The 24,853-nt window shown below is 44.9% G+C and carries 27 protein-coding genes; 18 read left to right on the plus strand and 9 right to left on the minus strand.

The genetic code is table 11. The features are described from left to right. Window positions 1-20: 20 nt before the first annotated feature. Complete coding sequence (locus ACVFI8_RS16910) at window positions 21-2,009, minus strand: methyl-accepting chemotaxis protein (protein ID WP_248712411.1); 1,989 nt, start codon at window positions 2,007-2,009, stop codon at window positions 21-23. 416 nt (window positions 2,010-2,425) lie between these two features. On the opposite strand from ACVFI8_RS16910, the gene ACVFI8_RS16915 reads away from it, so the two are divergent. Further along, on the plus strand, window positions 2,426-2,893 hold the full coding sequence (locus tag ACVFI8_RS16915) for a hypothetical protein (RefSeq protein WP_457872015.1): 468 nt from the start codon (window positions 2,426-2,428) through the stop codon (window positions 2,891-2,893). Window positions 2,894-2,903: 10 nt separating this feature from the next. Here the strand turns inward: ACVFI8_RS16915 and ACVFI8_RS16920 are convergent, their stop codons facing one another. From ACVFI8_RS16920 to ACVFI8_RS16930, 3 genes are read right to left on the minus strand one after another with little or no spacing between them, the layout of a single operon-like run. Then, window positions 2,904-3,617: a hypothetical protein gene (locus ACVFI8_RS16920; protein WP_457872016.1), complete on the minus strand. Its 714-nt coding sequence runs from the start codon at window positions 3,615-3,617 to the stop codon at window positions 2,904-2,906. Window positions 3,618-3,673: 56 nt separating this feature from the next. Beyond that, the gene (locus tag ACVFI8_RS16925; protein WP_457872017.1) at window positions 3,674-5,248 is read right to left on the minus strand and encodes an alkaline phosphatase; all 1,575 of its coding nucleotides are present in this window, start codon (window positions 5,246-5,248) and stop codon (window positions 3,674-3,676) included. 4 nt (window positions 5,249-5,252) lie between these two features. Continuing rightward, on the minus strand, window positions 5,253-6,785 hold the full coding sequence (locus ACVFI8_RS16930) for an alkaline phosphatase (RefSeq protein ID WP_457872019.1): 1,533 nt from the start codon (window positions 6,783-6,785) through the stop codon (window positions 5,253-5,255). Window positions 6,786-7,349: 564 nt separating this feature from the next. Between ACVFI8_RS16930 and ACVFI8_RS16935 the strand changes: the two genes are divergently transcribed. From ACVFI8_RS16935 to ACVFI8_RS16945, 3 genes are read left to right on the plus strand one after another with little or no spacing between them, the layout of a single operon-like run. After that, window positions 7,350-7,562: a hypothetical protein gene (locus ACVFI8_RS16935; RefSeq protein WP_457872021.1), complete on the plus strand. Its 213-nt coding sequence runs from the start codon at window positions 7,350-7,352 to the stop codon at window positions 7,560-7,562. 38 nt (window positions 7,563-7,600) lie between these two features. Next, a complete protein-coding gene (lepB, locus tag ACVFI8_RS16940) occupies window positions 7,601-8,443 on the plus strand; it encodes a signal peptidase I (RefSeq protein ID WP_457872023.1) in 843 nt (280 codons plus the stop codon). A gap of 27 nt (window positions 8,444-8,470) precedes the next feature. After that, on the plus strand, window positions 8,471-8,962 hold the full coding sequence (locus ACVFI8_RS16945) for an AAA family ATPase (RefSeq protein ID WP_457872025.1): 492 nt from the start codon (window positions 8,471-8,473) through the stop codon (window positions 8,960-8,962). 5 nt (window positions 8,963-8,967) lie between these two features. Here ACVFI8_RS16945 and ACVFI8_RS16950 read toward each other — a convergent pair whose 3' ends face one another. The 3 genes from ACVFI8_RS16950 to ACVFI8_RS16960 all read right to left on the minus strand — a co-directional run bounded on the left by ACVFI8_RS16950 (window position 8,968) and on the right by ACVFI8_RS16960 (window position 12,329). Next, complete coding sequence (locus ACVFI8_RS16950; RefSeq protein ID WP_457872026.1) at window positions 8,968-10,185, minus strand: carbohydrate porin; 1,218 nt, start codon at window positions 10,183-10,185, stop codon at window positions 8,968-8,970. A 74-nt stretch (window positions 10,186-10,259) separates the two neighbouring features. After that, window positions 10,260-10,886 carry a DUF3299 domain-containing protein gene (locus ACVFI8_RS16955; RefSeq protein ID WP_457872027.1) on the minus strand — a complete coding sequence of 209 codons (627 nt, stop codon included), beginning with the start codon at window positions 10,884-10,886 and terminating at the stop codon, window positions 10,260-10,262. 48 nt (window positions 10,887-10,934) lie between these two features. Then, window positions 10,935-12,329 (minus strand): amidohydrolase family protein, encoded by a 1,395-nt coding sequence (locus tag ACVFI8_RS16960; protein ID WP_457872028.1) that lies wholly within the window; start codon window positions 12,327-12,329, stop codon window positions 10,935-10,937. A gap of 223 nt (window positions 12,330-12,552) precedes the next feature. Here ACVFI8_RS16960 and ACVFI8_RS16965 point away from each other — a divergent pair, with 223 nt between their 5' ends. The 12 genes from ACVFI8_RS16965 (at window position 12,553) to pstB (ending at window position 22,730) form a co-directional block, all read left to right on the plus strand. Next, window positions 12,553-13,263 carry a hypothetical protein gene (locus tag ACVFI8_RS16965; protein ID WP_457872030.1) on the plus strand — a complete coding sequence of 237 codons (711 nt, stop codon included), beginning with the start codon at window positions 12,553-12,555 and terminating at the stop codon, window positions 13,261-13,263. A gap of 1 nt (window position 13,264) precedes the next feature. After that, window positions 13,265-13,519 carry a helix-turn-helix transcriptional regulator gene (locus tag ACVFI8_RS16970; protein ID WP_457872031.1) on the plus strand — a complete coding sequence of 85 codons (255 nt, stop codon included), beginning with the start codon at window positions 13,265-13,267 and terminating at the stop codon, window positions 13,517-13,519. Beyond that, entirely contained in the window at window positions 13,509-14,798 is a 1,290-nt protein-coding gene (locus ACVFI8_RS16975; protein WP_457872032.1) for an ABC transporter substrate-binding protein, read from the plus strand. The genes ACVFI8_RS16970 and ACVFI8_RS16975 overlap by 11 nt, the downstream gene beginning before the upstream one ends. An 82-nt stretch (window positions 14,799-14,880) precedes the next feature. After that, window positions 14,881-15,504, plus strand: a complete 624-nt coding sequence (locus ACVFI8_RS16980) for a helix-turn-helix transcriptional regulator (RefSeq protein ID WP_248712401.1) — start codon at window positions 14,881-14,883, stop codon at window positions 15,502-15,504. Beyond that, entirely contained in the window at window positions 15,501-15,956 is a 456-nt protein-coding gene (locus ACVFI8_RS16985; protein WP_457872033.1) for a hypothetical protein, read from the plus strand. Before ACVFI8_RS16980 ends, ACVFI8_RS16985 begins: the two co-directional genes overlap by 4 nt. A gap of 30 nt (window positions 15,957-15,986) precedes the next feature. After that, the gene (locus ACVFI8_RS16990; RefSeq protein ID WP_248712399.1) at window positions 15,987-16,526 is read left to right on the plus strand and encodes a DUF924 family protein; all 540 of its coding nucleotides are present in this window, start codon (window positions 15,987-15,989) and stop codon (window positions 16,524-16,526) included. A gap of 131 nt (window positions 16,527-16,657) precedes the next feature. After that, window positions 16,658-18,367 carry a L,D-transpeptidase family protein gene (locus ACVFI8_RS16995; protein ID WP_457873832.1) on the plus strand — a complete coding sequence of 570 codons (1,710 nt, stop codon included), beginning with the start codon at window positions 16,658-16,660 and terminating at the stop codon, window positions 18,365-18,367. 155 nt (window positions 18,368-18,522) lie between these two features. Further along, window positions 18,523-19,089, plus strand: a complete 567-nt coding sequence (locus tag ACVFI8_RS17000) for a DUF882 domain-containing protein (RefSeq protein WP_457872034.1) — start codon at window positions 18,523-18,525, stop codon at window positions 19,087-19,089. Window positions 19,090-19,300: 211 nt separating this feature from the next. Beyond that, window positions 19,301-20,116 (plus strand): phosphate ABC transporter substrate-binding protein, encoded by an 816-nt coding sequence (locus ACVFI8_RS17005; RefSeq protein ID WP_248712397.1) that lies wholly within the window; start codon window positions 19,301-19,303, stop codon window positions 20,114-20,116. Window positions 20,117-20,193: 77 nt separating this feature from the next. After that, on the plus strand, window positions 20,194-21,129 hold the full coding sequence (pstC, locus tag ACVFI8_RS17010) for a phosphate ABC transporter permease subunit PstC (protein WP_248712396.1): 936 nt from the start codon (window positions 20,194-20,196) through the stop codon (window positions 21,127-21,129). Further along, the gene (pstA, locus tag ACVFI8_RS17015) at window positions 21,129-21,971 is read left to right on the plus strand and encodes a phosphate ABC transporter permease PstA (protein ID WP_248712395.1); all 843 of its coding nucleotides are present in this window, start codon (window positions 21,129-21,131) and stop codon (window positions 21,969-21,971) included. The genes pstC and pstA overlap by 1 nt, the downstream gene beginning before the upstream one ends. A gap of 9 nt (window positions 21,972-21,980) precedes the next feature. Beyond that, window positions 21,981-22,730, plus strand: coding sequence for a phosphate ABC transporter ATP-binding protein PstB (pstB, locus tag ACVFI8_RS17020; RefSeq protein WP_248712394.1), 750 nt, complete (start codon window positions 21,981-21,983; stop codon window positions 22,728-22,730). A 67-nt stretch (window positions 22,731-22,797) separates the two neighbouring features. Here the strand turns inward: pstB and ACVFI8_RS17025 are convergent, their stop codons facing one another. Both ACVFI8_RS17025 and ygfZ read right to left on the minus strand, forming a co-directional pair. Continuing rightward, window positions 22,798-23,010 (minus strand): DUF1289 domain-containing protein, encoded by a 213-nt coding sequence (locus ACVFI8_RS17025; RefSeq protein WP_248712393.1) that lies wholly within the window; start codon window positions 23,008-23,010, stop codon window positions 22,798-22,800. Between the two features lie 40 nt (window positions 23,011-23,050). Beyond that, a complete protein-coding gene (gene ygfZ / locus ACVFI8_RS17030; protein WP_457872035.1) occupies window positions 23,051-23,995 on the minus strand; it encodes a tRNA-modifying protein YgfZ in 945 nt (314 codons plus the stop codon). A gap of 156 nt (window positions 23,996-24,151) precedes the next feature. Here ygfZ and ACVFI8_RS17035 point away from each other — a divergent pair, with 156 nt between their 5' ends. After that, window positions 24,152-24,397 carry an FAD assembly factor SdhE gene (locus ACVFI8_RS17035; protein ID WP_248712391.1) on the plus strand — a complete coding sequence of 82 codons (246 nt, stop codon included), beginning with the start codon at window positions 24,152-24,154 and terminating at the stop codon, window positions 24,395-24,397. After that, window positions 24,369-24,791 carry a hypothetical protein gene (locus ACVFI8_RS17040; protein ID WP_457872036.1) on the plus strand — a complete coding sequence of 141 codons (423 nt, stop codon included), beginning with the start codon at window positions 24,369-24,371 and terminating at the stop codon, window positions 24,789-24,791. Before ACVFI8_RS17035 ends, ACVFI8_RS17040 begins: the two co-directional genes overlap by 29 nt. The last annotated feature ends 62 nt before the right edge of the window (window positions 24,792-24,853 follow it).

Genomic DNA, 24,853 nt, shown 5'->3' on the forward strand with positions numbered 1-24,853 from the left:
TGCCATGTGTCACTCGTCGCTTAAGCCAACTTAAAGCCCGATAGCGCGTTTAGCTGTTGCTGAGATTGCTGTTGTAAAGATTCACTCACTTGCTGAGTTTGCAAGGCATCACTGCTAGCGAGTTCACTAAGCGCTACAATTTTTTCTACATTATTCGCCACTTGCACAGCAACTTTATGTTTATCTTGGGCATTGTTGGCAATCGCTTCACTGCGCTCTTGCACCGCACTTAATAATTGGGCCACTTGTTCAAGTTGTTGAGAGCTTTGCTTGGCTTCGTCAATACAGCTGCCTACCATGCTTTCGCCTTGTACCATCATGTCCATGGCCTGCTGAGCGCGGCCTTGCAATTGTTCTATCATGCTGAGAATTTCTAAGGTAGCTTCGCGGCTACGAGTGGCTAAGCCGCGCACTTCATCGGCCACTACTGCAAAGCCACGGCCTTGCTCGCCAGCCCGTGCTGCTTCAATGGCAGCGTTTAACGCAAGTAGGTTAGTTTGCTCGGCAATGCCTTGGATAACATCAACAATACGGTTGATATCATCACTTTGTTGTTTCAGTTCGCTTACCTGTTGGCTGGCTTGAGTGACGGTGGTTTGTAGCTGGCTGGTGGTGCTTAAAGTAGATTGTGCCGCTTGATGGCTTTGCCCCGTTAGCTGATTGACTTGGCCTATGTCGTCTCGACTTTGTTGGGCTTGCTCTGCGACTTCACTTACGCCCACTTCCATTTGGCTAACTGCCACCGCGACGTGATGGCTTTGGTCTTGTTGTTCTTGAATGATTTTGTGGGAATGCTCGCTGGTGCTTAGGCCTGTTTCTGCGCTCGCCGCTAGTTGTTTAGCATTGTCACTCATTTGGCTTACTACTTGGTTCATTTGCACACTTAAGTGATTTAACTGCGTCGCTATTTGGCCAAATTCATCGTGAGATTGGCTGTTATCTTTAGCACTGAAATCACCATCGACCATGCGTTTAATTTGGCTAAGGGTTTGGCCAAGGGGAATGCGAATTTGTCGGCTTACGTTCCACGCCACTAATACGGTGACCAATACTGAAACTAACAACACCACCACGGTTTGAATCATCGCGCTACTGGCGCTGTCTTGTGCTTGTTGGTGAGCCGCCGCAATAATGGCGCTAAGCTGACTTGAGATACTGTCTAGTTGCTCTAAGGCTTGATCAGTTTGTTGATTGAGCTGCACCAGCTGTTGGTTTTGGCGAGTGATCACTGCTTGTTGATTTTTCAGGTTATCAAACAAACCGTTATTGGCAAAGGCTTGAGTGAGCAGTGCAAAATAACTGGCCAGTTCTTCGGCACTGTCGGGGTCTAGCTTAATGAGTTGCTGGTTTTTTTCTTGTAGCGATTTGTAATAGCTGTTGATGACACTGAATTGTGAAGCGAATTGCGCTTCGTTTTGTGCGTAAAATAGTTTTTCTAAAGATGCTGAAAAAGCGCCCACATCTGCCTGCATGCCGGTAACCACCCACTCTGCGTTTTCTTCAACCATTTCTACCAAAAACTCGGTATCGTCTTGGAAGCCCGCCCACTGTTTGGTGAAGTTTTGACGCTGGCTTGCCAATATTGCTTGCGCCTGCAGCGCCTGGGTACTGAGCGATAGCTGAGCTTGGCTAGTGGTATTAATCGCGCTGACTTGCTGGTCTAGCGTGGTGAGCCCGTTGATGATTTCAGGAAAGGGGCTCGCCAGTTGCGATAGCGAATTGATGCGTTGGCTATAGCTAGAAAATAGGCTGGCTACCTCTTGTTCTAGCGCTTGAGACTGCTGATCATTTTGGCTACTACTGTGTAACCCTACTTTACGGGCTGAGTTTAATAATAAGCCTGACAGCTGATTAACTTGTTCGGCCATGGGGGCAAGCCTGCTCACCGTTTGATCTAACTGGCTTTCCAGTTGTCGCATATTTAGCTGGCCAATTAAGGCTACTACTAGTAGCAACGCAAGCAGCACCGCAAAGCCTAGCCGCGTTCTGCTTACAACTTGAAGTTTCATTTTACTTTTCCCTGTTGTTGGTTTGCTTTCCCTAGACATTTGGTTTTTATATGGCGCAGCTTCTTAGCTGTGCTTGCTTTTTAAGCTATTGATTTATATCTAAAGTTAACCGCTTTGTTATTTATATAATTATCACAAATAGTGGGTGTTTGGCCAGATATAAAATGGTAAATCTAATTAAATGTAGTGGATAAGTTTACACTTTTTGTTTGTTATGGTGTGTAAATCTTGTCGCTATGCTTTGCATTAAGACCGGTATTTTTGGCGACTGAGTTGTAAACCAGCTTGTTGCGAAGCTCTAACCTTGCCGTATCTGGTACTTCTGCTGTTGGCTACTATAGTTAACCACAAAGCACTTAATAGAAATGTGTTTAATTAGAATACCTTAATAGCGATATCTTCAGGGTTAAGGAACAATGATGAAGAGATTACAGATTGCTCTACTGGGTTTAGTACTGCCTTGTTATGCCTTTGCTAACACTTGTTCAAGTGAGGGTTTTGAACAAGCCACCAAGGCGAATGCGCAAATGTTGACTGATATGCAGCTATTGTCTGGTCAATATGTTGCGGTGTGCTCTTGGAATTACACCATGTCTAATGCTGAAATATGTCGCTTGTTTACCGACAAGTTGAGCCAGCTTGATGACCTGAATGATCAACCATTACAGAGCGTATTAGCTTCAGCCGAGAAGGCTGCTGATCGCTGGTACAGTGTACATGAGCAATGCGCCAGCGACGGCAACAGAAAAAATTCGAGTGCGGCATTTTCTGCCTATGAAAATAGTTTTAGTCATTACGAACAGTTCGCTAAGGAAGTGGAAACGACCTACAACCTGACATGCCGCACTCAGATTGTAGATAGCATCGACAAATACTGTCAGTAGCCTGTATCGCTTAGTGGGCGTGGTTAGCGTGTATTTGATTTCCGTTGGCGTCGTATACACCTGATGCGCCATGTTCAATAAAGCCTTGGCGGATCATTTTGGCGAGAAAGGGGTCACTCTCACTGTCGCCAACATCGGCGTAATCAATTGACGGGTATTTCATCCACTTGGCGAGTTGCTGCTCTATTTCGTGACTACCTTGGTTAATACTCTCGAGCTTCATCTCAAGGCTTTTATAACCTTGTTTGGTGAGTAGGCGTTGCGGTAATTGATACTCTGGCAGCCATTCTAGTTCTATGTAAGTGTCACCCATTTTGCCTTGGTAATACTCGATGGTTTGGCCATCTTGTTGGCGTGAATCGACCTTGTTTAGCGCCGCCAACCACTTGACGGGTACCAACTGTTCAATACTTTGCCAAGAGCGATTGATATTTAGGCTGCTTAAGTCACTGGCAGGGTAATAAACGGTGCGTTGGTCAGCGGTAAAAAACCGATAAAAATGATGACGCCCGTTATTGCGCTTTTGCCACATTTCTGCGGTGTTTTTCTGTGGGTAAACCGTCATTACGTGGTCTGCCGCTCGAGTAAAAGTAAAGCGGCTAGTGCTACGCTCGAAACCTTGTTTGGCGGTTCTTGAGTATTCTGCTGAAACCTGAGGTAGGGCAAATACACTACTGCTAATAAAAGCCAACAATACACTGAGTAACCCGTTTTTTAGAAACATTTTAGATCCTTAAAAGGGGGCAACGCCCCCTTGTTTTGCACATTACTTAAATCATGCTATTGCGCTGCATTGGCGCGCTCTAGCAAGTTGCCTGCGTAGTTCATGATGTGGAATATTTCGTTTTGCTCTAGGGTGCTACGAACTAAACTAGATGCGGGGCCTTTGGCGTAAACCGGAACATCTTCACCGGCATGGGTTTCACTGCCAGTAGGCACAATGGCTTGCTGTTGAAAATCGACACCTTGTACTGCTACTTCAGTGAGGTCTACACGTTCACCATCTGCAAAGCTGGCGCTTGCACCAGGGCCATTGGTGTAACCAAGTGTGGTATAGGGTTTATCGTCTGCTGCGGTTTGTAGGCTACCATCTTGGTTTTCTACTAAACCCAAAATCGGATTACCACGGCGGGGGTAGCCAGCAATGGTAAATACGTGAGAGTGGTCAGCGGTAACAATGATAAGGGTATCGTCATCACTTGTAAGCTTATCAGCCATGGCAACGGCGTCTGAAAAGGCCAGTGTATCTTTTAGTGCTCGGTGAGCATTGCCGCCGTGGTGGGCGTGGTCGATACGGCCTGCTTCAACCATTAAGAAAAAGCCGTCTTCGTTGTCTTGCATCACTTCAATGGCTTTTTCGGTCATTTCGGCTAACGAAGGCTCGCTGTCTGCACCATATTTAACCCGATCTGCTTCGTAATCCATATGTGAGCTGTTAAATAAACCCAGTAGTTTAGAGGTGTTACTTGGATCTACAGCAACAAACTCATCGCGGTTGGTCACGTAACTGCCTGTTGGGTTTGTGGTTTGCCACACTTGTGTTAAGTCTTGATCGGCGCGACGCCCACCTGTTTCAGGCAAGGTGAAGTTACGTTGTCCGCCCCCTAACACTACATCTAATCCGCCACCAATATCGTAATTTATCATTTGCTGGGCAATGTCTAGGCAACCAGCGGCTGTTTCAGTGTCATTCTCCCAGCCTCGCTCCGGTACTCTTGAATATGTGGCGGCGGGGGTTGCGTGGGTAATACGCGCGGTAGAGATTACCCCAGCTTTCATGCCGGCCATTTTAGCTAGGTCTAGTGCGGTGGTAAGCTCTTTGCCTTTTGAGCTGTCGCAATCACTGCGGTTAGCCGTTTCAGCAATGTTAATGCCGCCCGCGAAGGACTTCACACCAGTCATCATTGCGGTCATAGTACCGGCAGAATCTGGCGTTTGGGCATCAGTGTTATAGGTTTTAGCAAGGCCTGTAAAGGGGAAGTGCTCAAAGCTAAGCTTGTGCTCTTCGCCGCCATTGGGGTTAGTTATTTGGCCTTCTAAAATGCGCGCGGCTGTTACGGTAGACATGCCCATGCCGTCACCCACAAACAAAATTACATTTTTGGCTTTACCTTTGCCTGTGCTTAGCGCTGTGGCAGCGGTGTCTTTTTGCCAAGCGCTGTTGGCTGAGGCGACAGAATCTACACCCGCATTGTACCAGCTGTTAATAGCGGCAGGGTTGCCACTTTGATTGACGGGTGCTGTCCACTCGCCACGTTTTGTCGTAGCCACTTGCTTGTCATCATCATTGCTGCAAGCACTTAATGTTAAGGCTGCGCTTACCGCCATTGATAAGGCTAAATAATTAAGTTTCATGGTTTTACTCCTTACCAACGTATGCATTGCCACCCAAGCTGGCTGCTTGGTTAATGGCGTGGAAAATAACACTTTGTTCAATCGCACCTTGAATCAGGTAAGACTGCGGGCCCATGGCAAATACTGCGACATCTTCCCCGGCGTGGGTTTCGCTACTCGTGGGCACGAGGGCTTGTTGTTGATAATCAATAGCGCTGGTGTTTAGCGCGCTTAAGTCGCCACGAACGCCAGCATCAAAGCTTGCGCCAACACCAGGGCCGTTGGCGTAACCTAGGGTGGTATATGGCTTATCATCGTTAGCAAGGCTGGGTTCATCTGACCCTACGCCAACCACTAAGCCAAGAATGGGATTGCCCCGTTTAGGGTAGCCAGCCATAGTAAATACATGAGAGTGGTCGGCGGTGACGATGATTAAGGTATCATCTAACTCACCAGCCTCGGTGAGTGTTTCAATCGCACTGGTTACTGCGTTTGAGTACTCGATAGTATCTTGCAGAGAACGGGCTGCATTGCCGCCGTGGTGAGCGTGGTCAATACGACCTGATTCAACCACCAAGAAGAAGCCTTGCTGATCTTGTTGGCTGTTGGCATTGAGTAATACTTCAATGGCTTTTTCGGTCATGGCACTCAACGAAGGTTCATCGGCGTCGTCACGATCTGCTTCATATTCCATGTGTGAGCTGTTAAATAAGCCCAGCACTTTGCTCGTTGTATGGGTATCAATGGCGTTGAAACCTTCACTGTTCCAAACATATTGCCCCTTACTGTTAAAGCTTTGCCAGTCTTCGATAAGGTTGTTGCCATCGGTGCGACGCCCATTGCTGCCTTCTGGGCCTTCTACGCTATCGGGGATGAAGTTGCGACGACCCCCACCCATTATCACGTTAATGTCGGCCGCTTGATGGATCAGTTGGTAAGCAATATCTGAGACTTTTCCTTCACATTCTTCGGGGACTGACGCTTCCCAGTTACGGTCTGAAATATGGGCGTAAGTTGCCGCTGGCGTGGCGTGAGTAATGCGTGCGGTAGAGACAACCCCGGTTGCTTTGTTTTGCAAAGTGGCGAGCTCTAATGCGGTAAGTAGGCGTTCGTTGCTGACTTCACAATCACCGCGGTTGATATTGTCTGATACTCCAATCATGCCCGCTTTCGTTTTAGCGCCACTCATCATCGCTGTCATGGTGCCGGCAGAATCAGGTGTTTGCTGATCGGTATTGTAGGTTTTAGCTAGGGCGGTGTGTGGGAAGGTTTCAAAGCTAAGGTAGTTTTCTTCCCCCCCCTGATTGTCAACCTTACTTTGTCCTTCAAGAATTCGCGCCGCTGTTTGAGTTGAAATACCCATACCGTCACCCACAAAGACAATTACGTTTTTGGCTGTGGTGCTTGCGGTAGAGGTGGTCGCTCTGTCACTTACTACGGTCGCAGCTTGGCTGTACCAAGCGCTATTTGTTTGATATTCGGGAAGAGCGGCAGCATGAGAAGCGCTGGCAAGAATTACGCTGATAGCAGCGGCACTTGCAGTGACCATCCTTTTCATTTGTTTTTCCTTTAGAGTCATATTTAAGAGTATCGTTGTGCGATAGCCCGTGAATACTGACGCCTAAATATGACGAAAATATAACAATTAAATGAAACAATTAGTGCAGCTAAGGCTACTAATTTGTGCGGGCTTATCAGCGAACAATTAGAGATGGACTCGGTGGGTTTAACGGCAACAAACGTGACTAGCTGACACCTTGGTTTCGATTTTCTTTACATTCTGCGGGAGTATTGGCGGGAAGACCTTTTGTGGTGATGGCAGTAAAGGTTGATTTAATTGAGTGTTTTGTAGTTAACTGAAGGCCATTAGTTAACTGCGCTGCTATCAGAGGCATAGAATCGCCAGCTAAAGTCATTGAAAATCAAATATAAGAAAGCCATTTTTGTTAAAGATAGCAGTGGTGTTTTTTTCTTACACTAATGTAACGGCAAAGCATGCGGCTGCGCAGTTTAAACCTTTTCCGATGCCTCCAGTCACTTATGGTGCGAACAGTTATGGGCAGCAAAATGTGCAGCAGGCATTACCTGTAAAAGCGCGATGAATGGTGACTAAACAAGCACCTTGCAGTATTTGGTCACGTTCGCCAATCAACATGGCATGCTGTGGGTGGGTTTAGATACCGCTAGCGGTTATGGCGAACATGAGCGCTATCGCTTGGGGTGCCAGTTGGGCGTTGTTGCGCAATCGGATGATGGTGAAGTTCACACCCGTGACTTGGCAACGGCTCATTATCTTGGGGCTAGAGTGACAATGGTAGTTACTCACTCCTTATAAATATTGGGCGTAAGTCATTATGGAGGGAAGATAAAAGCATGGAATGGAAGCCGAAGATCTGGATAGTTATTGTATTGGGTACTGTTACCCAACCTTTGGTATTTCTTTACCTGAATAAGGGAAAGCTGTTTTTCTTATATGCGGCGTTAACAGCGTTTACTGGTGTTACCGATTGGTATTATGGCTCACATTGGGGACTGTCATTTGTCCTTATCTGTCCGGCTCATGGTTGTTGGATAGCTAAGTATTCTAAACGTGTATTAGTCCGCTCTTGGTATTCTCGATGGTGGGGATTAGTGGCGGTTAATATGCTGGTGTTGTCTTCAATTACCTTGTGCCGAGCATTTGTTATTGAGCCTTTTACTATCCCGTCGGCGTCGATGAGCCCTAGCTTGACGGTTGGAGACTTTATTGTTGTAAAAAAAGCAGGATATGGAACCTATGGCGCTTTTGGCTTAAGCTTCTTAAACGGCGATATTGATGACTCAGCGCTGATGCGAAGAGGTAATATCTACGTCTTTTATCCACCAAATATACAGAACCCTTTTGTATTCAGGTTGATGGGGCTTCCTGGTGACACTGTTTCTATTAATGGCAGTGATATTATAATTAATGGCACTCCTTTAGAAACCACGCTGATTGCTAGCTCTTTTGAATCAAGAGTGTATGAGGAAACTCAAGGAAATTATTCATATTCTATTAAACGAAATTTGGGTAACCGTCTTCCGGTAGAACGGGAATTTACAGTGCCCGACAAAAGCTACTTTTTTGTGGGTGATAACCGCGATAATGCCTACGATAGTCGATTTTTTGGTGTGGTAACGAGTGATAGAATCATTGGTGAGGTTGCTTATGTTATGAAACCAACTAAGCCCTTGTGAAATCTCCCCTATTTGAAGAGATATAATATGCAAACCGTTGGAGAATTAGTCTTTTTTTGTGGAAAAATGGGCGCGGGTAAGTCGACCTATGCGAAGCAGTTGGCTGATCAACATCGGGCGGTGTTAATCAGTGAAGATGAATGGTTGGCAGTGCTTTATCCGCAGCAGATAGCCAGTTTTGAAGACTATTTACGATACTCGGCCTTACTCAAAAAACTGATTAAACCGCATGTTCAACACATATTACGTAGTGGCGCTGATGTGGTGATGGATTATCCCGCTAATACTCGAAAACAGCGCGCTTGGTTTAAGCAGTTATTGTCTGAAGTGAAGGCTTCTCATCAATTAATTTATTTGAAGGCCGACGATGATTTGTGTTTAAGCCGTATTGCGCAACGCGCCATTGAGCAGCCACAGCGCGCAGCATTCGATAAGCCTGAAGTATTTCATCATGTTACTCAGTACTTTGAAGTACCCAACTCAGATGAAGGCTTATGTGTAGAGACAAAGTCTACTTAACCCGTTTAATACAGCACTCTTACACGTAAGCCCAGCACCCAAGTGCTGCTGACAGCTTGGTTCAGGGCGGGGTTTTTGATGTATTGGATATCTGGGGTTAAGGCAATATAGGGATTAAGCGTGTAGTGATAATAAAGTTCGCTGGTCATTTGTTTTGATAAACCTGACCCAAATAACTCATCGTTTGGTTCTGCCCAGTTCACCGCAAACCCAAGGCTATTTTTTTCTCCGGCCAAGCCAAAATGACCTAAGCCCAGGGTGATAGATTTGGATACCAGACTGGCATCGCCTTTAGAGTAGCCGCCTCGTAAAAATGGCATAAAGCCTTTATCAAGCATATAGCTGGCGGAAAAGTTAAGGCCTTTGCTGTTATTTACGCTGTGGCGAGTACCGCCGTCTAAATGCCAAGCGGTAACATGCACGTTATCTAAGTAGATGCGTTGCTGCGAGCTTGTCCAACCTAGCTCTAGGCTAGTGAAATACTGATGTTTGTTGACGAAGTTTTCAAAGCCTTTGAAGGGTTTTCCTGAGTCTGCATTGGCGTCGGTAATGCCTACGATACTATAAAACTGCGAGCTGAAAAGGTGACCAAGGGCTAGGCCTAGGGTACCGTCATCAGGTAAACCGATAGCTGCTCCACCAGTACTGAAAGCTAAGTTGGTGAAACCTGTCCAAGGGCTTGCAAGAGCATAGGTATCAAGGTAATCGGTGGTGTCTAAAAAACCAACTATCAGTGAAGTGTTACCGTCATTAAATTTTTGTTTCCAAAACAAGTTTGTTAAACGCAAACCTTGGTCGCTATAAGCTGGGCCTATCATGCCTGCCATGCCTATATTGCCTAAACCCATGTCTTTGGGAGCGGTATTGGTATATTTGTGGCGATGCTCAATCTTCCAAACAAGGCTTCCTTGATTGATGGCTCCTCGCTGGTAGGCATCCCATGAGCCATAAAAACGCGCAACGCCCGATGCTGCAGTGCTGTCTGTACTGGGGAAAGTATCGCTAGCCTTAATGCCTAATGCTTGATAATCCACTGCCATAGTGATGCCATGATTGTCTTGCAGTTGCTGGCGAGCTTCTGTAATACCCGTGTGTAAGTCATCGCTTAAGGTATTGTCTACGCTGCTGGGGCTACCAAAGTTACTGCTGGCCACGCTGGATAGGCTAAATGCTGAAAGCAGTATAAGTGACCCATAAGATAAGCAAATATTGTGGCGATTCATATGACTTCCTTGTCGCTGAGTATTACTGGGAGCTATGGGGATAAATTGATTCATTTTAGGTGCCAACTGTGCACCTATTCGTAATAGTTTTCGATAAGCTTAGCTTGCATAGAGTAACCCATAGTTAATGCGGTTTTTCCGTCCACTAAATACACTTCATCGGTTTGTTTGTCGGTTTTAATTACGCCCTCTACCCACACTGGGTATTGAATATTCTCAATCTCAAAACCTTCTGGGTAAAACAGTCTTACAATTTGATTGGCTGGAGGTGGTGGTAAGTGAATACACGCTCCTGCATAAGGAACCAGTAAAAATTCAATGCCTTTTACACCATCAAATTCTATGGGGACAATAAAGCCAGGCATACGTACTGTATTGCCATTAATTTCAGTATTAAGGGTTTCAGCGGCTACTTGGGCTTGCGCCATATATTGAGCGCGAGCGTTCAAGGCTTCTTCTGCGTTGATACCTTGTTGTTTTAGCGTAGCAATGGCGTTTAACACCGTTTCTTGAGATTGGGCATTGTCATCATTTTGTAGTTGGATGACTAAGGCGAGCAGTTGCCGTTGCTGATCGTTGATGCTGGGCAATGTTATCTCGGGTTGTTCAATTTCAGGTTTGAGTTGCTGCCATTCTATGACTCGTATTTGAGCATGGCTGGCAAAGGTAACCCAGAACAGAACAATTAAAAAATACTTCATATTTTCCTCACCATTATGGTAGCCACAAGGGCTACCTTAATGGGCTCGTTATAAGCTGTTTTTGTAGATTTTCCCGTCTTTCATTATTATGCGCATGGTGCTGATTTCCTCACGCGCTGGCGCATCAAACCATTTTTCGTTGGCACCAAGTACCGAAAGATCTTCTAGCGGGTTGCCATCTACTAGTAGTAAGTCGGCATAGGCACCTTCTTCTACAACGCCTAGCTTACCATTGAAGTAAGGATCTAATACTTCACCTGATAGCTTAACAATTTCGCCGTTTACTGAGGTCATTGAAAGTAGGGTGTAGTAGTTGCCAAAAAATTTACCACTTAGGTAAATAGAGTGATCGGCTTGCTGTTCACAGGCTGCCACACCGCCTACACAATCAACATGAAAGCCAAGTTTAGGTTTGTATTTGTTGACATTGTCTATGTAATCTTTGAAGGCTGCTTGGGCGGTTTTGGCTTTACGCGCCGATGCGGGGTTAGAGTTAATCGCCTCAATTTCACCTAGGTAAGGTGAAAACGCCGTCATGTTTGTGGTCATGTAAGCGCCTTTCTTTTTCATCGCCTTTGCTACATCGCCATCAAACATAAAGGCGTGCTCTAAGGTTTTAACCCCAGCGTCTAGATTACGCATTAGTGATACTTTACTGTAAGCGTGCGACATGGCATAAGAGCCGTAAGCATCGGCCACTTCAACGGCGGCTTTAAGTTCGTCCAATGAATACGCATTTAGTTGCCAAGGGTCAAACGATGAGGCAACACCACCGGATGACATTAGTTTAATTTGAGTCGCGCCCTGCATATAATTTTGACGCGCGCAGGTTTTTATTGCCCCAATGCTATCGGCTGTACAGCTCATGCCTAAGCGAGCCCCGCTTGATTGGGGACCATTGAAGGTTTCGTTGGGGGTATTGAAATTGCGAAAGTCAGCATGTGAACCGGTTGGGCCAATAAATGCACCTGATGGGTAGATGCGTGGGCCAATTAGCTCACCATTATCAATGGTTTTTTTAAGCCCTGCCCCCATACCCCCAGCGTCTCGCCAAGTGGTAAAACCTGACATTAAGGCTGACCTGGCTCGCGCTGCAGAACGTGCGGCTAGCTCTTCCCAGTTGCGATTGTTTTCTATATCGGGCAGCGAAGTGCCGTTCATTTGTAAGTGGCCGTGTCCCTCAATTAAACCGGGCATTAAGGTTCGGCCTTCGCCTTCTATCTCCATGGCTCCATCACTACTAATGGCCTCAGCTGAAATGGTTTTAATGAGATTGCCTTCGACCAGTACATGCTGATTTTCCAGCAATTTATCGTCAGTACCATTAAAAATATTTACGTTTTTAAACAGTATTTTACTGGTGTTTTCAGCCTGAAGGCTAAAGCTTATTAGCAGGCTTAAAACAGCGCAGCCGGCGAATTTTCGTTTCTGTCCCTGAATCATCGTAAACTCCTGAAATTAACACTTTTCAATACAGATAGCATAGCTAGGTTTGAAATATGAACGTGACCATTTCGCGACAAATAAGTGAATAATATGTTAATCACTTTGTGGCCGCTTATCTGTCTGCTATAACTGTAGGTAATATTAAATCAATTTTCTTGAGGTTTTTTAGAGCGTCTTGTTTGTGAATAACGCCTTAACACCCACATGCAGCAGCCATTTCTTGTCGAGTTTTTTAACTCAACTAGACAGAGAGCGGCTTCCTTATCATTTGTTACTTACTCAATGCCAATTACCTTCAGCGGATAGTGTTGCGGCTAATCAAGGGCTGGTGCCAACTCGCTTGGTATGCAAGTTTATTGAATGTGTTGTTAAACGGTATGACTTTGTTCATTTGGCCGACACCGCATCTCAGTTTACTCAACTAGATGATCTGGGGGAATTAGGGACGCGGGTTCAGCGGCAGTTGAATTTGAAGCAGTCTTTACAAACCTTATGTGAAGAGTTACCTAAGTTTAGTTCTGGTTGTCGTTTTTGGTTAAGTATTCCAGAGCATGGTCGTTGGGCTTGGATCTGCCGTTCGGGTTACAGCCACCAACAAATAGCGGCTGAACAAACTCAACTGGAAGTGTTTGCCTTGAAATGCTTGGCATTGGTGGTTCAATCTGCGCTTGGGAAGCAGTGGTACCCGCACGCGATATATGTAAAAAGTGCGCAGACTGAGGTTTTTCAGCAGTGTTTAGCTTTTGCTCGTAGTGAGGTTCATCCGGGGCACAATTATACGGCAATGGCTATAGACAAACAGTTTCTAGCGACTGCTATGCCGCCACTAAAACCCCAAAAAAATGAATCTCTGAAGATTGCTGAACCAGGGCAATCTAAGTGTTACCTTAGAAGGTATGCTGCGCTCATACCTACCTCAGCCAGCGCATAATATGAACTACTTTGCCAAGCTATTAATGATGCACCCACGTAGCGTGCAGCGAGAGTTAAAACAACAGGGAAGTAGCTTTCAAGCAATTAAAGAAAAAGTGTTTTTGCAGATTGCTGTTCAGTTGTTAAGTGATAAAAGTTTAAGTGTTAACGATGTAGCCTTTGAATTGTCTTATTTAAATAGCACGCATTTTGTTCGTGCCTTTAAACGGTTAACAGGCTTAACTCCTGGGGAGTATCGACGCAATGTGGAGTAGTTCGAAGCTAAGAATATTTAGAGCTATATTGTGCGGCGTGCTTTTTTGCCATGTGTTGGGTGTGAACGCTGATGTTGCTCAAGCTGAAGGAAACGCTGAAACGCTTTCGTTAACACTGGTATTAATGCCGAGTAGCGGTAAACAGCGCCAAGCGTATAAGCAGTTAATTGAACGTTTTGCTCTTCGTTACCCGCAAGTTGATGTAGACACCGTGGTGTATGAGAATGAGTATTATAAAGCAAATATTGAAGACATCCTTAGTAATAATGATGGTGAAGGTGATTTGTTTTTTTGGTTTGGTGGTGAGCGTTTACGCCGTTTAGCCAAGCATCAGTTGCTACTTGATATGTCAACTTGGTGGCAGCAAGGGCAATGGGAACGCCAGTTTTCTGTGCCGCTTAAGCAAGCTGCGCAGTTTGAACAAGCCTATTACGCGCTTCCTATCAATTACTATCAATGGGGGTTTTACTATCGCGAGTCTACCATGCGTTATTATCCCAATACCTTTGATAGCTGGCCGAACATGCTAAATACCTGCAAGCAGTTGGCCGCCAAGGGGCAGCATTTGGTTACCATAGGGACTAAAGAGTCGTGGCCAGTGGCCGCATGGTTTGATTATCTTAATTTGCGCATTAACGGCCTGGCTTTTCACCACGCTTTATTAGCCGGAGAAATACCTTTTAGCGATGCTAGGATCAAACAGGTATTTAATTATTGGCAGCAAGCGATTGACGCCCAGTGCTTTGTGCCAGATAGTCAGCAATGGGGGTGGAAGCAAGCTCTTCCGGCTTTGTATCGCGGTAAAGCGGCCTCAACATTAATGGGGAACTTTTTTATTGCCACTGTCCCAGATAGGGTGAAAAACGACCTGAAGTTTGCGGCTTTCCCGCCTCTAATCAGTACGAATAAGCGTTATGAAGAAGCCCCCATAGACGTAATTGTTGCGCATCAACACGCTAAAAATAACCCTGCTGCATATTGGTTTTTAGACTTCTTAGTGAGTGACGGTGCATTGGTTGAACTGAACCAGCAACTAGGGAAAATTAACCCATTACAGGGCCATACAATGAGTGAAGATCGCTTTATTGCGGAAGGAGAAGCCTTGCTGGCCGATGCACATGGCATTACGCAGTTTTTCGACAGAGACAGCCCAAAGGCTTTTGCCCTTCCAGCAATGGACATAATGGTCGAATTTTTAGACCAACAAATTTCAATGTCGCAAGCTTTGCAGCGCTTAGAGACACTTCGTGTCAAGGTATTCGAACCATCGCAGCGCTAGCTATTGGTATTTATAAAGCCTCAGCTTTACAAAGCTATAGGCAATGACAATAATGAGACTATTCAAGTCTCAGGAATTGCCAATGAAAACCACAGACAACATCTTGTATCGTATTAAAAGTCAGGGGACTCAAACGGTGAAGATGTTAGCCGAGCAATTGGCCATTACCACCATGGGGGTTCGGCAGCACTTACAATGCCTTGAAAAAGAGGGCTTAATCGAGCACTTCGATAAGAAAGTTAAGGTTGGCAGGCCGACTCGTTATTGGCAGCTTACCGATAAAGGCCATGGTCGTTTTCCTGATTGCCATAGCGATTTGAGCGTTCAGTTATTAGGGGCGGTAAAGCAAGTGTTTGGCGATGAAGGTATGGATCAATTGATCAGCCATCGTGAGCAGCAAAGTTTTGCTACTTACCAGCAAACCTTAGCCGGTTGCACTGATATCGGTGAAAAGCTCGAGCTACTTAGTCATAAACGCAGTCATGAGGGGTACATGGCTAGTTGGCAACAACAACAGCAAGATTATTTATTTGTAGAAGATCATTGCCCGATTTGCGTAGCGGCTACCGAGTGCCAAGGATTATGCCGTTCTGAACTAGACATGTTGCAAAAACTGTTTGTTGAGTGCGAAGTAGAAAGGACCGAACATATTGTTGCTGGTTCGCGCCGGTGCGCTTATACATTAAGGCCTTTAAATAAATCATGAACAAAGCTTTGGTTTTTAGCTCTTTGCGTATCGCGGCATTGCTAACGTTGTTATTTAGCCCTCAGCTTATCGCTTGCGAGTTATCCAGCATTCCGGCTAAACAACAACAGCATGGCTGTGGCTGTAACTATTATTTTCCCGCTAAGGCTCCGCTTCGTCCTGCTATTGTGTTGCAAACGCAACTTGATGGTACTCAAGCAATGATGATGCGAGAAGGTGCTTTAATTGAGCTATGGGGGGCCCAGCCTAAGCCATTTTTGATAGAGCCAGGAACCACCAGTATGCAGGCTTATCGTTATCAAAATACCGCGATTAAAGTGGAAAACACCGAACGACCAGGTTGTACTTTTGGGCAACAAGGTTGTGAAGTTATTGGTTATTTGAGTCAGATATCGATGGCTGATAACTACCAACAATGCCAGTGGCTGATACAAGGCGATTGTGGCTGTTAACCCTTAACCCTTAACCCTAGGTAGCGTTAAATGACATTTCAACATGTATTAGATTTTTGGTTTGAAGAACTATCACCGCAGCAATGGTTTAGTGTGGATGATCAGGTCGACCGGCTGATTTCTGAGCGTTTTGAGGGTTTACTTAAGCAAGCCTGTGCCGGAGAGCTATTTACTTGGCGTGATACTGCTAAAGGCAGTTTGGCTGAAGTGATTGTATTAGATCAGTTCTCAAGGAATATTTATCGAGGTTCGTCAGCAGCGTTTTCCCAAGATGGTTTGGCCTTAGCGTTAGCGCAAACAGCGCTTGAAAAACAGTTTGATCGCCAACTAAGCCTAAATGAACGAGGCTTTATGTATATGCCGTATATGCATAGTGAGTCTTTACTTATTCACCAACAAGCAGAGCGCCTATTTAACCAACCGGGCCTAGAAAATAATTACCAGTTTGAACTTAAACACAAAATTATTATTGAGCAGTTTGGTCGCTACCCTCATCGTAATGCTTTATTAGGTAGGCCATCTAGTCAAGCTGAGCTGGAATTTTTGGCAGGCCCTAACTCATCTTTCTAAATGTTCTCAATGGCTTAGTTTAATTATTGTCAACGCGACATGAAAAATGCACGTATTTTTATGCTGTAACCCCAAGCGAGAAACTATGCTTAAAGGGTGTTGTATCTAATTTAGGTGTGCCAGTGAGTCCTATGTTGTTAGGCATTATAAGTGCTTTGTTTTGTATTAATGTTGCTGCTGCAGTAGATATACTGGGGCCTAGCGAACAGCCAAGTAATGTTTTTAAACAAGCGAATAGCCAACCAAGATCGGTTCAAGTCAACAGCCAACAGCCTACGGCTGAAGCGACTGAATTAGCAGTCGGTGAGCGCTTATTAAGCCGACTAAATTGGCCTAATAATACGTCGCGCTTAGTGACAAATGTTGATGACTATCAGGTTATTTACCCTGAGTTGCAGCGATCAATACAGCAATTTCATCCTCAGCCACTTTGGTATGGATATGCGAAAGCGCGTAATGCCCGTGACCAAATACAATGGCTGTTATTAGAGTTGAGTTTAGCGGGTGGACCGGATGCATTAGCGTCTTGGTTGTCACAAATCAATGCTATCGACAGCAGTAACCCACAGTGGGATCGCCTTTATACGGATGCTTTTTTAGGTTTAATGGCATTTTACCAACAGTTAATCGGCTTAGATTACGCTCAGAGCATGGCCTTAAGTCATATTAACCAGCTTTCTTTGCAATTACTCATTGATGAACCATGGTTAGCCAACTTAAGTCATGAGCGGGTTTACCAGCAACTCGCAGGTTTGCGTGGTGATCTAGATATAGAGCGGTTGCGCTTTCGCCAGCAAATGTTGCATTGGTTGAATGTGGAAAAGAATCGTGTGCCAAGCGAAGCAATAGACTTTGGGCCGTTAATTCGCTTAGGTTCTAATGATTTTAGAGTGCCTAAAGTGAGGCAACGCTTATTAGAGTTTGATCCGCGCAATCATTTTTTGGAAGTTGATTTACCCTTGATGGACACTGAAACAGTGGCGGCATTAAAACGTTTCCAGTTACAGCATGGTTTAAAAACGGATGGAATAGTGGGTAAAGATACCCTGTATTGGCTTAATTTTAAGCCCATTGACCGCTCTAAAATGTTGGCTAAAAACCTCTTAAGAGAGCAGTTGTTGAAAGGGTACATGCAGGCGTCTGCGCAGCAGCGAATAGTGGTTAATGTTCCAGCTTATCAAATGAGTTATATCAATCAAGGCAGTGAATTGTTTCAGTCTAAGGTTGTGGTGGGCCGAGCCTCGCGGGCCACCCCTTTGTTGGTTAGTGAAATTAGCAGTGTGGTGATAAACCCCTATTGGAACGTGCCCAGAACTATTGTGCGTAAAGATATCATTCCTAAGCTTCGTCAAGATCCCAGTTATGTTGAGCGCAAACGTTTTGAGTTGTTTGATTATGACGGGCAAGCGATACCCAGCGAACAAGTTGACTGGACTCTGGTTAAGGATACTGGTGCGTTTCCTTATCGAATGCGGCAACGTCCGGGGCCTGGCAATGCTTTAGGTGGTTACAAGTTCCATTTCGACAATCAGTTTGCAGTGTATTTACACGATACTTCTTCACCTGAGCTTTTTTCTGAATTTCAACGTGATTTTAGCTCTGGCTGCGTAAGAGTAGAAGCGGCAGAAGTATTAGCGGAGCAATTGCTAAAACAAGCGGGTTATAGTGAGTCGTATAAACAGAGGATTGTGGCTAAAGGGAAGCCTAAGTGGGTTAGGTTACGCCAAAAAGTACCTGTTTATTTGGTTTACTTCACATCTTGGTTTGATGAAACCGGTGGTCTTCATTATAGAAAAGATATTTACAATTTTGACCCTAGTGTTAAACAACTCTCTAGCTAAAAAATTACTCTTTTAAACAGTTGCTTAAGTTATTTCTATGTAGCATTTTTGCTAGTTGATAAGTTTCACTTTTAGCGTATTGTTTGCTTTTCACCCATTTCGTCGGTATTTTACACCAAATTGATTGTTTTTTGATCCATTTGAGGTGAGTGTAAATGTTAGACCGAAAGCTAAAAAGGCGTTCGTTGTTGTTGGGATTAGGCGCTGGATTTATCGGTCTTGGAATACCCAAAACTTATGCAAGTTCAAGTATATCTAGAGATATACCGGGTAGTCGAATTCTTAGTTTAAACAATTTGCATACCAGTGAGAGTTGCGAGGTGTGTTTTTGGAAGGATGGACAGTTTCAAGACAAGGAAGTGAAACAGTTAGATACCTTATTACGTGATTTTAGACGTAACGAGTCGATCGAAATGGATAGAGCCTTGTATATGCAAATGGCTTTACTGCAAGACCGCTTAGGTGGAGAGGTTCTCTTTCAGGTAATCTCCGGTTATCGCTCTCCTGCTACCAATGAAATGTTACGTGGTAACGGATCTGGCGTGGCTAAGAAAAGTTTCCATATGACTGGCCAAGCCATTGATATAAAAGTGAAAGGTGTATCTTTAGCTAAAGTACATAAAGAAGCTTTAGCGCTTGGGCTTGGCGGCGTTGGCTACTACCCAAGTAGTGGCTTTATTCACATTGATACTGGTCATGTGCGTAGTTGGCGTGGTTCATAGTTAACTAATACGCAGAGAAAGGATTCTTTGCGTGTGTATTTTTTAGTGCGTTAGCCTGCTTTTATATTTGTTTGCCAATTATTTGTCTGCTTTATCATGTAAAAACCTCCTTAAAATATCTCATTGTAATCTTAGTGTCATATTTGCTTGTTTCAATGCGTCTCGACTTAGACAAGTTGTTTGTCATTATTCAATCGCATAGAGAAGTATTATGAGAATTAAGTTCATTTCCGCCTTAAGTGCTGCATCAATGCTATTTGCAGCCAATGCATTTGCTAGTAATACCGTTACCGTTTCAGGTTCCACCTCCGTATCAGGAATAATGGAGGTATTGGCTGAGAAATACCAAGCCACTCAAAAAGACGTTGTTGAAGTACAAAGTACCGGATCATCTGCGGGTATTCGTGCAGCAAAAGAAGGCACGAGCATGATTGGTATGTCTTCGCGTGAGGTCAAAGATGGTGAGTTGAACGCTGACACTAAAGAATTAGTGATGGCAATGGATGGCATTGCTGTTGCGGTAAATACTGCAAACCAAGTCAGTGACCTTACTATCGAGCAAGTTAAAAAAATCTACATGGGTGAGATTAACAATTGGAAAGAGGTCGGCGGTGCTGACCAGCCCATCGTTGCGGTGACTCGTGAAGTAGGTTCTGGTACCCGCGGTGCATTTGAAGACATCATGGGTTTAACCCAAAAAATAAATGGCATCACTGTTACAGCTATCTCGCCTCGTGCCCAAGTTGCCAGTGGCAATGGCGCTATCAAGACACTAGTGGCCAATAATCCTTTCGCTATTGGATTTATTTCTCTGGGTTCAGTTGATGAATCGCTTACTGCCGTAGCCATTGAAGGTGCCGCAGCCACTAAAGCTAATATTCAAGCTGGTTCTTACGGGATTGCTCGTCCATTTGTGTTGCTAGTAAACAGCCAGCCTGCACCTGAAGCACAACAGTTTGTTGACTTCATTATGGGACCTGATGGCCAAACTATCGTAGCTGAAGAAGGCTACATCGAAGTTAACTAAGCTCTCCTTCGAGAATTATTGAAAGAGGCGTCACAGAGCGCCTCTTTGCCGCGTGTTGATTTTGGAATAAATATAGAATGAATCAAGCAATAGCTGCCCCTGCTCACGAGTTTGAGTTGAAGAATAGCCAACTATTAGATGCTTTGAGCCAGTCGGCCCATCGCGTTGATTGGGCTGGCAGGTTTTTTAATTTTTTGTTTTTGCTTAGTGCCCTTATTGGTGTGCTATCGGTAGTCACTATTGGTTACTTTTTAGTGCAAGAAGGTTTACCGGCCATTCAGTTTGCCGGCTTAGGCAATTTTTTATTGGGCACAGCTTGGTACCCACCGGCTTTATACGGAATTGGTGCGATGATCGTTGCATCGGTCGTTTCAGCCTTAGGGGCGGTGATCATCGGTGTACCGGTGGCGTTGCTGACTGCGATTTTTTTGGCAGAAGTGGCACCCAAATGGTTAGCGAATGTGATTCGACCAGCCGTTGAGTTATTGGCGGGTATTCCTTCAGTGGTATATGGCTTTTTTGGCTTGGTGATTATTGTGCCAGCCATAGAGAGCACCTTTAATATCCCCGCAGGAAGCACAGTCTTAGCGGCTATTATTGTGTTGGCGGTAATGATTCTACCTACGGTAATTACGATTACTGAAACCTCAATTAGAGCCATACCCAAGACATATAAAGAAGGCTCTTACGCCTTAGGCGCTTCGCCAATGTTCACTATTTTTAAGGTGATGTTACCTGCTGCTCGTTCTGGCATTTTGGCCGGTATTGTACTTGGCGTGGCCCGCGCTGTAGGTGAAACCATGGCAATTATTATGGTGATGGGTAATTCACCCGCAATGCCGGGTTCGTTGTTAGATTCGGCGCGTTCATTAACCGCCAATATAGCCTTGGAAATGTCTTATGCAACAGGCATTCATGCTAGCTCACTTTACTCAACCGGTATCGTATTACTGATTTTTGTCATGCTGCTGAATGCAACATTATTAGTGCTTAATCGTAAGAGGGTTAAATAATGCGTCGTCGTATTGAAGACTTGGCTGCCATAAGCCTTATTTGGGGTGGGGCTGGGATGACAATCTTGTTCTTAGTATGGATGTTATGGCACATATTGAGTAACGGCCTTAGCCATGTAAGTTGGGAGTTTATTAGCTCAGCTTACACCACCGTAGGGGAAGTATCGGGCATTTTCTCGATGATTGTTTCTACCTTGTACATGGTGGTGTTATCGATTTCGATTGCCGCGCCTATTGGCATCATGACGGCGTTGTATTTAACCGAATATGCCAAGCCTGGCAGCAAACTGGTGAAGGTAATTCGCTTTTGTACTGAATCATTAGCCGGGATACCGTCAATTATTTATGGCCTATTTGGTATGACCTTCTTTGTGGTTACCTTAGGTTTAGGTTTCTCTATTTTGTCTGGCGCGCTGACCTTAGCCATTTTAATCTTGCCAGTTATTATTCGCACCACCGAAGAAGCCTTGATCGCGGTGCCACAAGCTTATCGTGAAGCCTCTTACGGCTTGGGAAGCTCGCGTATTTACACCATTTGGCGTGTCATTTTACCTTCTGCGATGCCGGGTATTGTCACCGCCGTTATTTTAAGTACTGGCCGCATCATTGGTGAGTCGGCACCGGTGTTTTTAACCGCTGGTATGGTGACGAGGATCCCTGAGTCGGTATTAGATTCAGGGCGAACCTTAACGGTCCACTTGTATAAACTTACCCAAGAATTGTTCACTGTGAATGAATGGAATCAGGCTTATGCTACAGCCACCGTGTTAATTTTTTTGGTGCTAGCCATTAACTTGCTAACGAAATTGATCGCCAGTCGATTCAACAAAGCTTCTTACTAAGAGATTGATATGAATAAGTTTGATGTTAAACAGCTTAATTTACATTACGGTGATACCCACGCATTAAAAGGGATCAATTTACCTATTCCAGAGAGAAAGGTAACAGCCTTGATTGGCCCATCCGGCTGCGGTAAATCTACTTTGTTACGTACTTTGAATCGTATGAACGATTTAATTGAAAATGTGCATATTGATGGGGATGTTATGCTCGAAGGTAAAGATATTTACCAAGACCGTAATGTTGCCGCTTTGCGCATGAAAGTGGGCATGGTATTTCAAAAAGCCAATCCCTTCCCGATGAGCATTTATGAAAACGTAGCCTATGGATTACGTGCTCAAGGGATCCGCAATAAACAAATCCTCGATGATACCGTTGAATCGGCCTTACGCAGTGCTGCGCTGTGGGATGAGGTGGCAGATCGCTTGAATAGCCCTGCTTTTGGTTTGTCGGGTGGGCAGCAGCAACGTTTATGTATTGCCCGTACGATTGCGATTCAACCTGATGTTATTTTGATGGATGAACCCACTAGCGCACTGGATCCCATCGCTACCCATAAAATTGAAGAATTGATGGATGAATTACGCAAAAAATTCACCATTGTGATTGTGACTCACTCGATGGCACAGGCGAAACGTATTTCGGATAAAACGGCATTTTTCTGGATGGGGGAGTTAGTAGAACACGGTGACACCGCACAAATTTTTAGTGCTCCGCAAGATGAACGTACACGTGGTTATGTGAATGGTGACTTTGGTTAGCTAGTCATTGGATTAAGAAAACAGCGCGGCTTTTGCCACGCTGTTTTCTTATTTATACCTTGTAGGGTTAACGGGAGCATTTTGTGGCGCTAAAGTGCCAAGGCTTCAGTTGGCTTTTGCGTTGCTCACAACGTTGCAAAATGGCATTTTTGCCATCTTCATCCAAGGTGGTCCAGGCACAAATTTCTTCTAAATGACGGAAACAACCTACACATACGTCATCACCGTCTAAGGTACACTGACGAATGCAAGGAGAGTCGCTAATGTTTGAGTTACTCATATTCCTGCTGGTTCCTATCATTAGACCACACTAAAAACCGCTAATCTTGCAGGCTATAGGGTAGCTGGGCGATGGTATATAAGCTTTGCTCATCTCCGGCTAAACGAAATTTGGCTTCAGTATCGGTATCGTTATTTAAGACTGCTAACAGTTCTATATAGCCAGGCTCTAACTGCACCGCTTGTAACACCGTGCCTTTACCACGCCAGTTCTCGCCCATTTGCTGTTCAAGGCGATCGCCTGCTTTAGGTACGGTTGAGCCATGGCCGGCTAAGCGCAAAGATGCGCGTTTGTTGGCGCCTCTATATTTGGCCCTAGCAATGGTCTCTTGGCCTGTATAGCAGCCCTTAGAAAAGCTAATGGCGTCAAGGTACTGTAAGTTTAATGCTTGCGGAATAAATTGCTGAGTGGTGGCCTGCTCTAGAGTCGGAAGGCCCGAAACGATTTGTAGCGCACGCCATAACTCATTAGCGTCTAAGTCACTTGCTGGGGCGTCTGCTCCCCAGTTTTCTGACTCGGTTATCACCAAGTAGCGACGCTTTGGACCGTCAATATGTATACAAACACCTTGCTCTATCAGGCCGCCGTGGCTGGCGATATCATCGCCAAATTTGGCGGCGATGTAATGAGGGGCTTCGCTTCCCATTACCGCAATAGTGTGCAAAGAGGATTCTGTCTCTATGTTTACCTTAGAAAATACCGCGTATTTTTTCATCTGGTTGAGTTGTGACTCGGCCAGGGATTTTGGTTGTAGGTAGAGGTAGTCATTTTGAAGACGCAGTAAGCGTAATACAGACCACATTTTACCGGTAGGGTCACAGTGTGCAGCCAAGGTTTGTTGGCCTGGCGCTAAGCTATTTACATCACAGCTCAACTGGCCTTGCAGGTAGCTCTGTGCATCGTCACCACTGACTCTGACAAGGTGCCATTGATCAAGAGGTTGAACTAAAAGTGGAGGTAGGGTGCATAATGTTTGTTGAGACATAGTCGACTTCCATTGAGAGCTAGGTCAAGCTTATTAAGATGTAATTTTGTTGCTGAAATGGTATCTTCGAAGACACGCTTTCATCAACTTATAACTGGATAATTTATTAGGCGATAGCCGTATTTACCAGTGTAACTCATGTAAACAAGGAACAACATGCAGGAAAATAAATCACGTTTAAAATGGGCCTGTCGTCGAGGTATGTTAGAGCTTGACGTGTTATTTATGCCCTTTGTAGATGAAGCTTATGATGATTTAGGTGATGAACAAAAACTAACGTTTAAACGTTTACTGGCGTGTGACGACCCGGATTTATTCTCTTGGTTTATGGGTCACAAACAATGCGAAGATAAGCAACTAGCTGATATGGTTGATGTCATTCTTAAACGCGTCAAAGTATAAATTTGCGGCGACTCGCTCTCGCACTTATCTAGCGCTTATTGCGAGCTGTGCGACCTTACAGCTAGTGTTGCTATGGTGTTTTCCACAATTGCTGCCTTTATCGGCGTTTTGCTTGGTCGCGATTGCAAGCCTGTTGTGGCACTGGAGGCACTATCAGCCAGAGATGTGTTTTAGTGCCGAACAATTAGCCTTTAAGCATGCAGACGAGTGGCTAGCGTATCGGTGGTTGGCTAATTCTCGAGTGGCTTTGGGCTGTTGCTTGGTGGTCGCCACTCGGCAAGATAAGCTCGCTATTAAAGTCATTTTTGCGGATAGCATCAGTGACGATGTTTATCGCAAACTCTGCTTCATTATTAATTTTCCTAAACAAGCTAGCGACCTTGAATCAACCTAAAAATGCTTTGCTAGGATCAATAGACGCAGAAGCAATACTACTTTACTAGCATTGCTTCTTGG

It is taken from the genome of Agarivorans sp. MS3-6, from assembly GCF_054112545.1.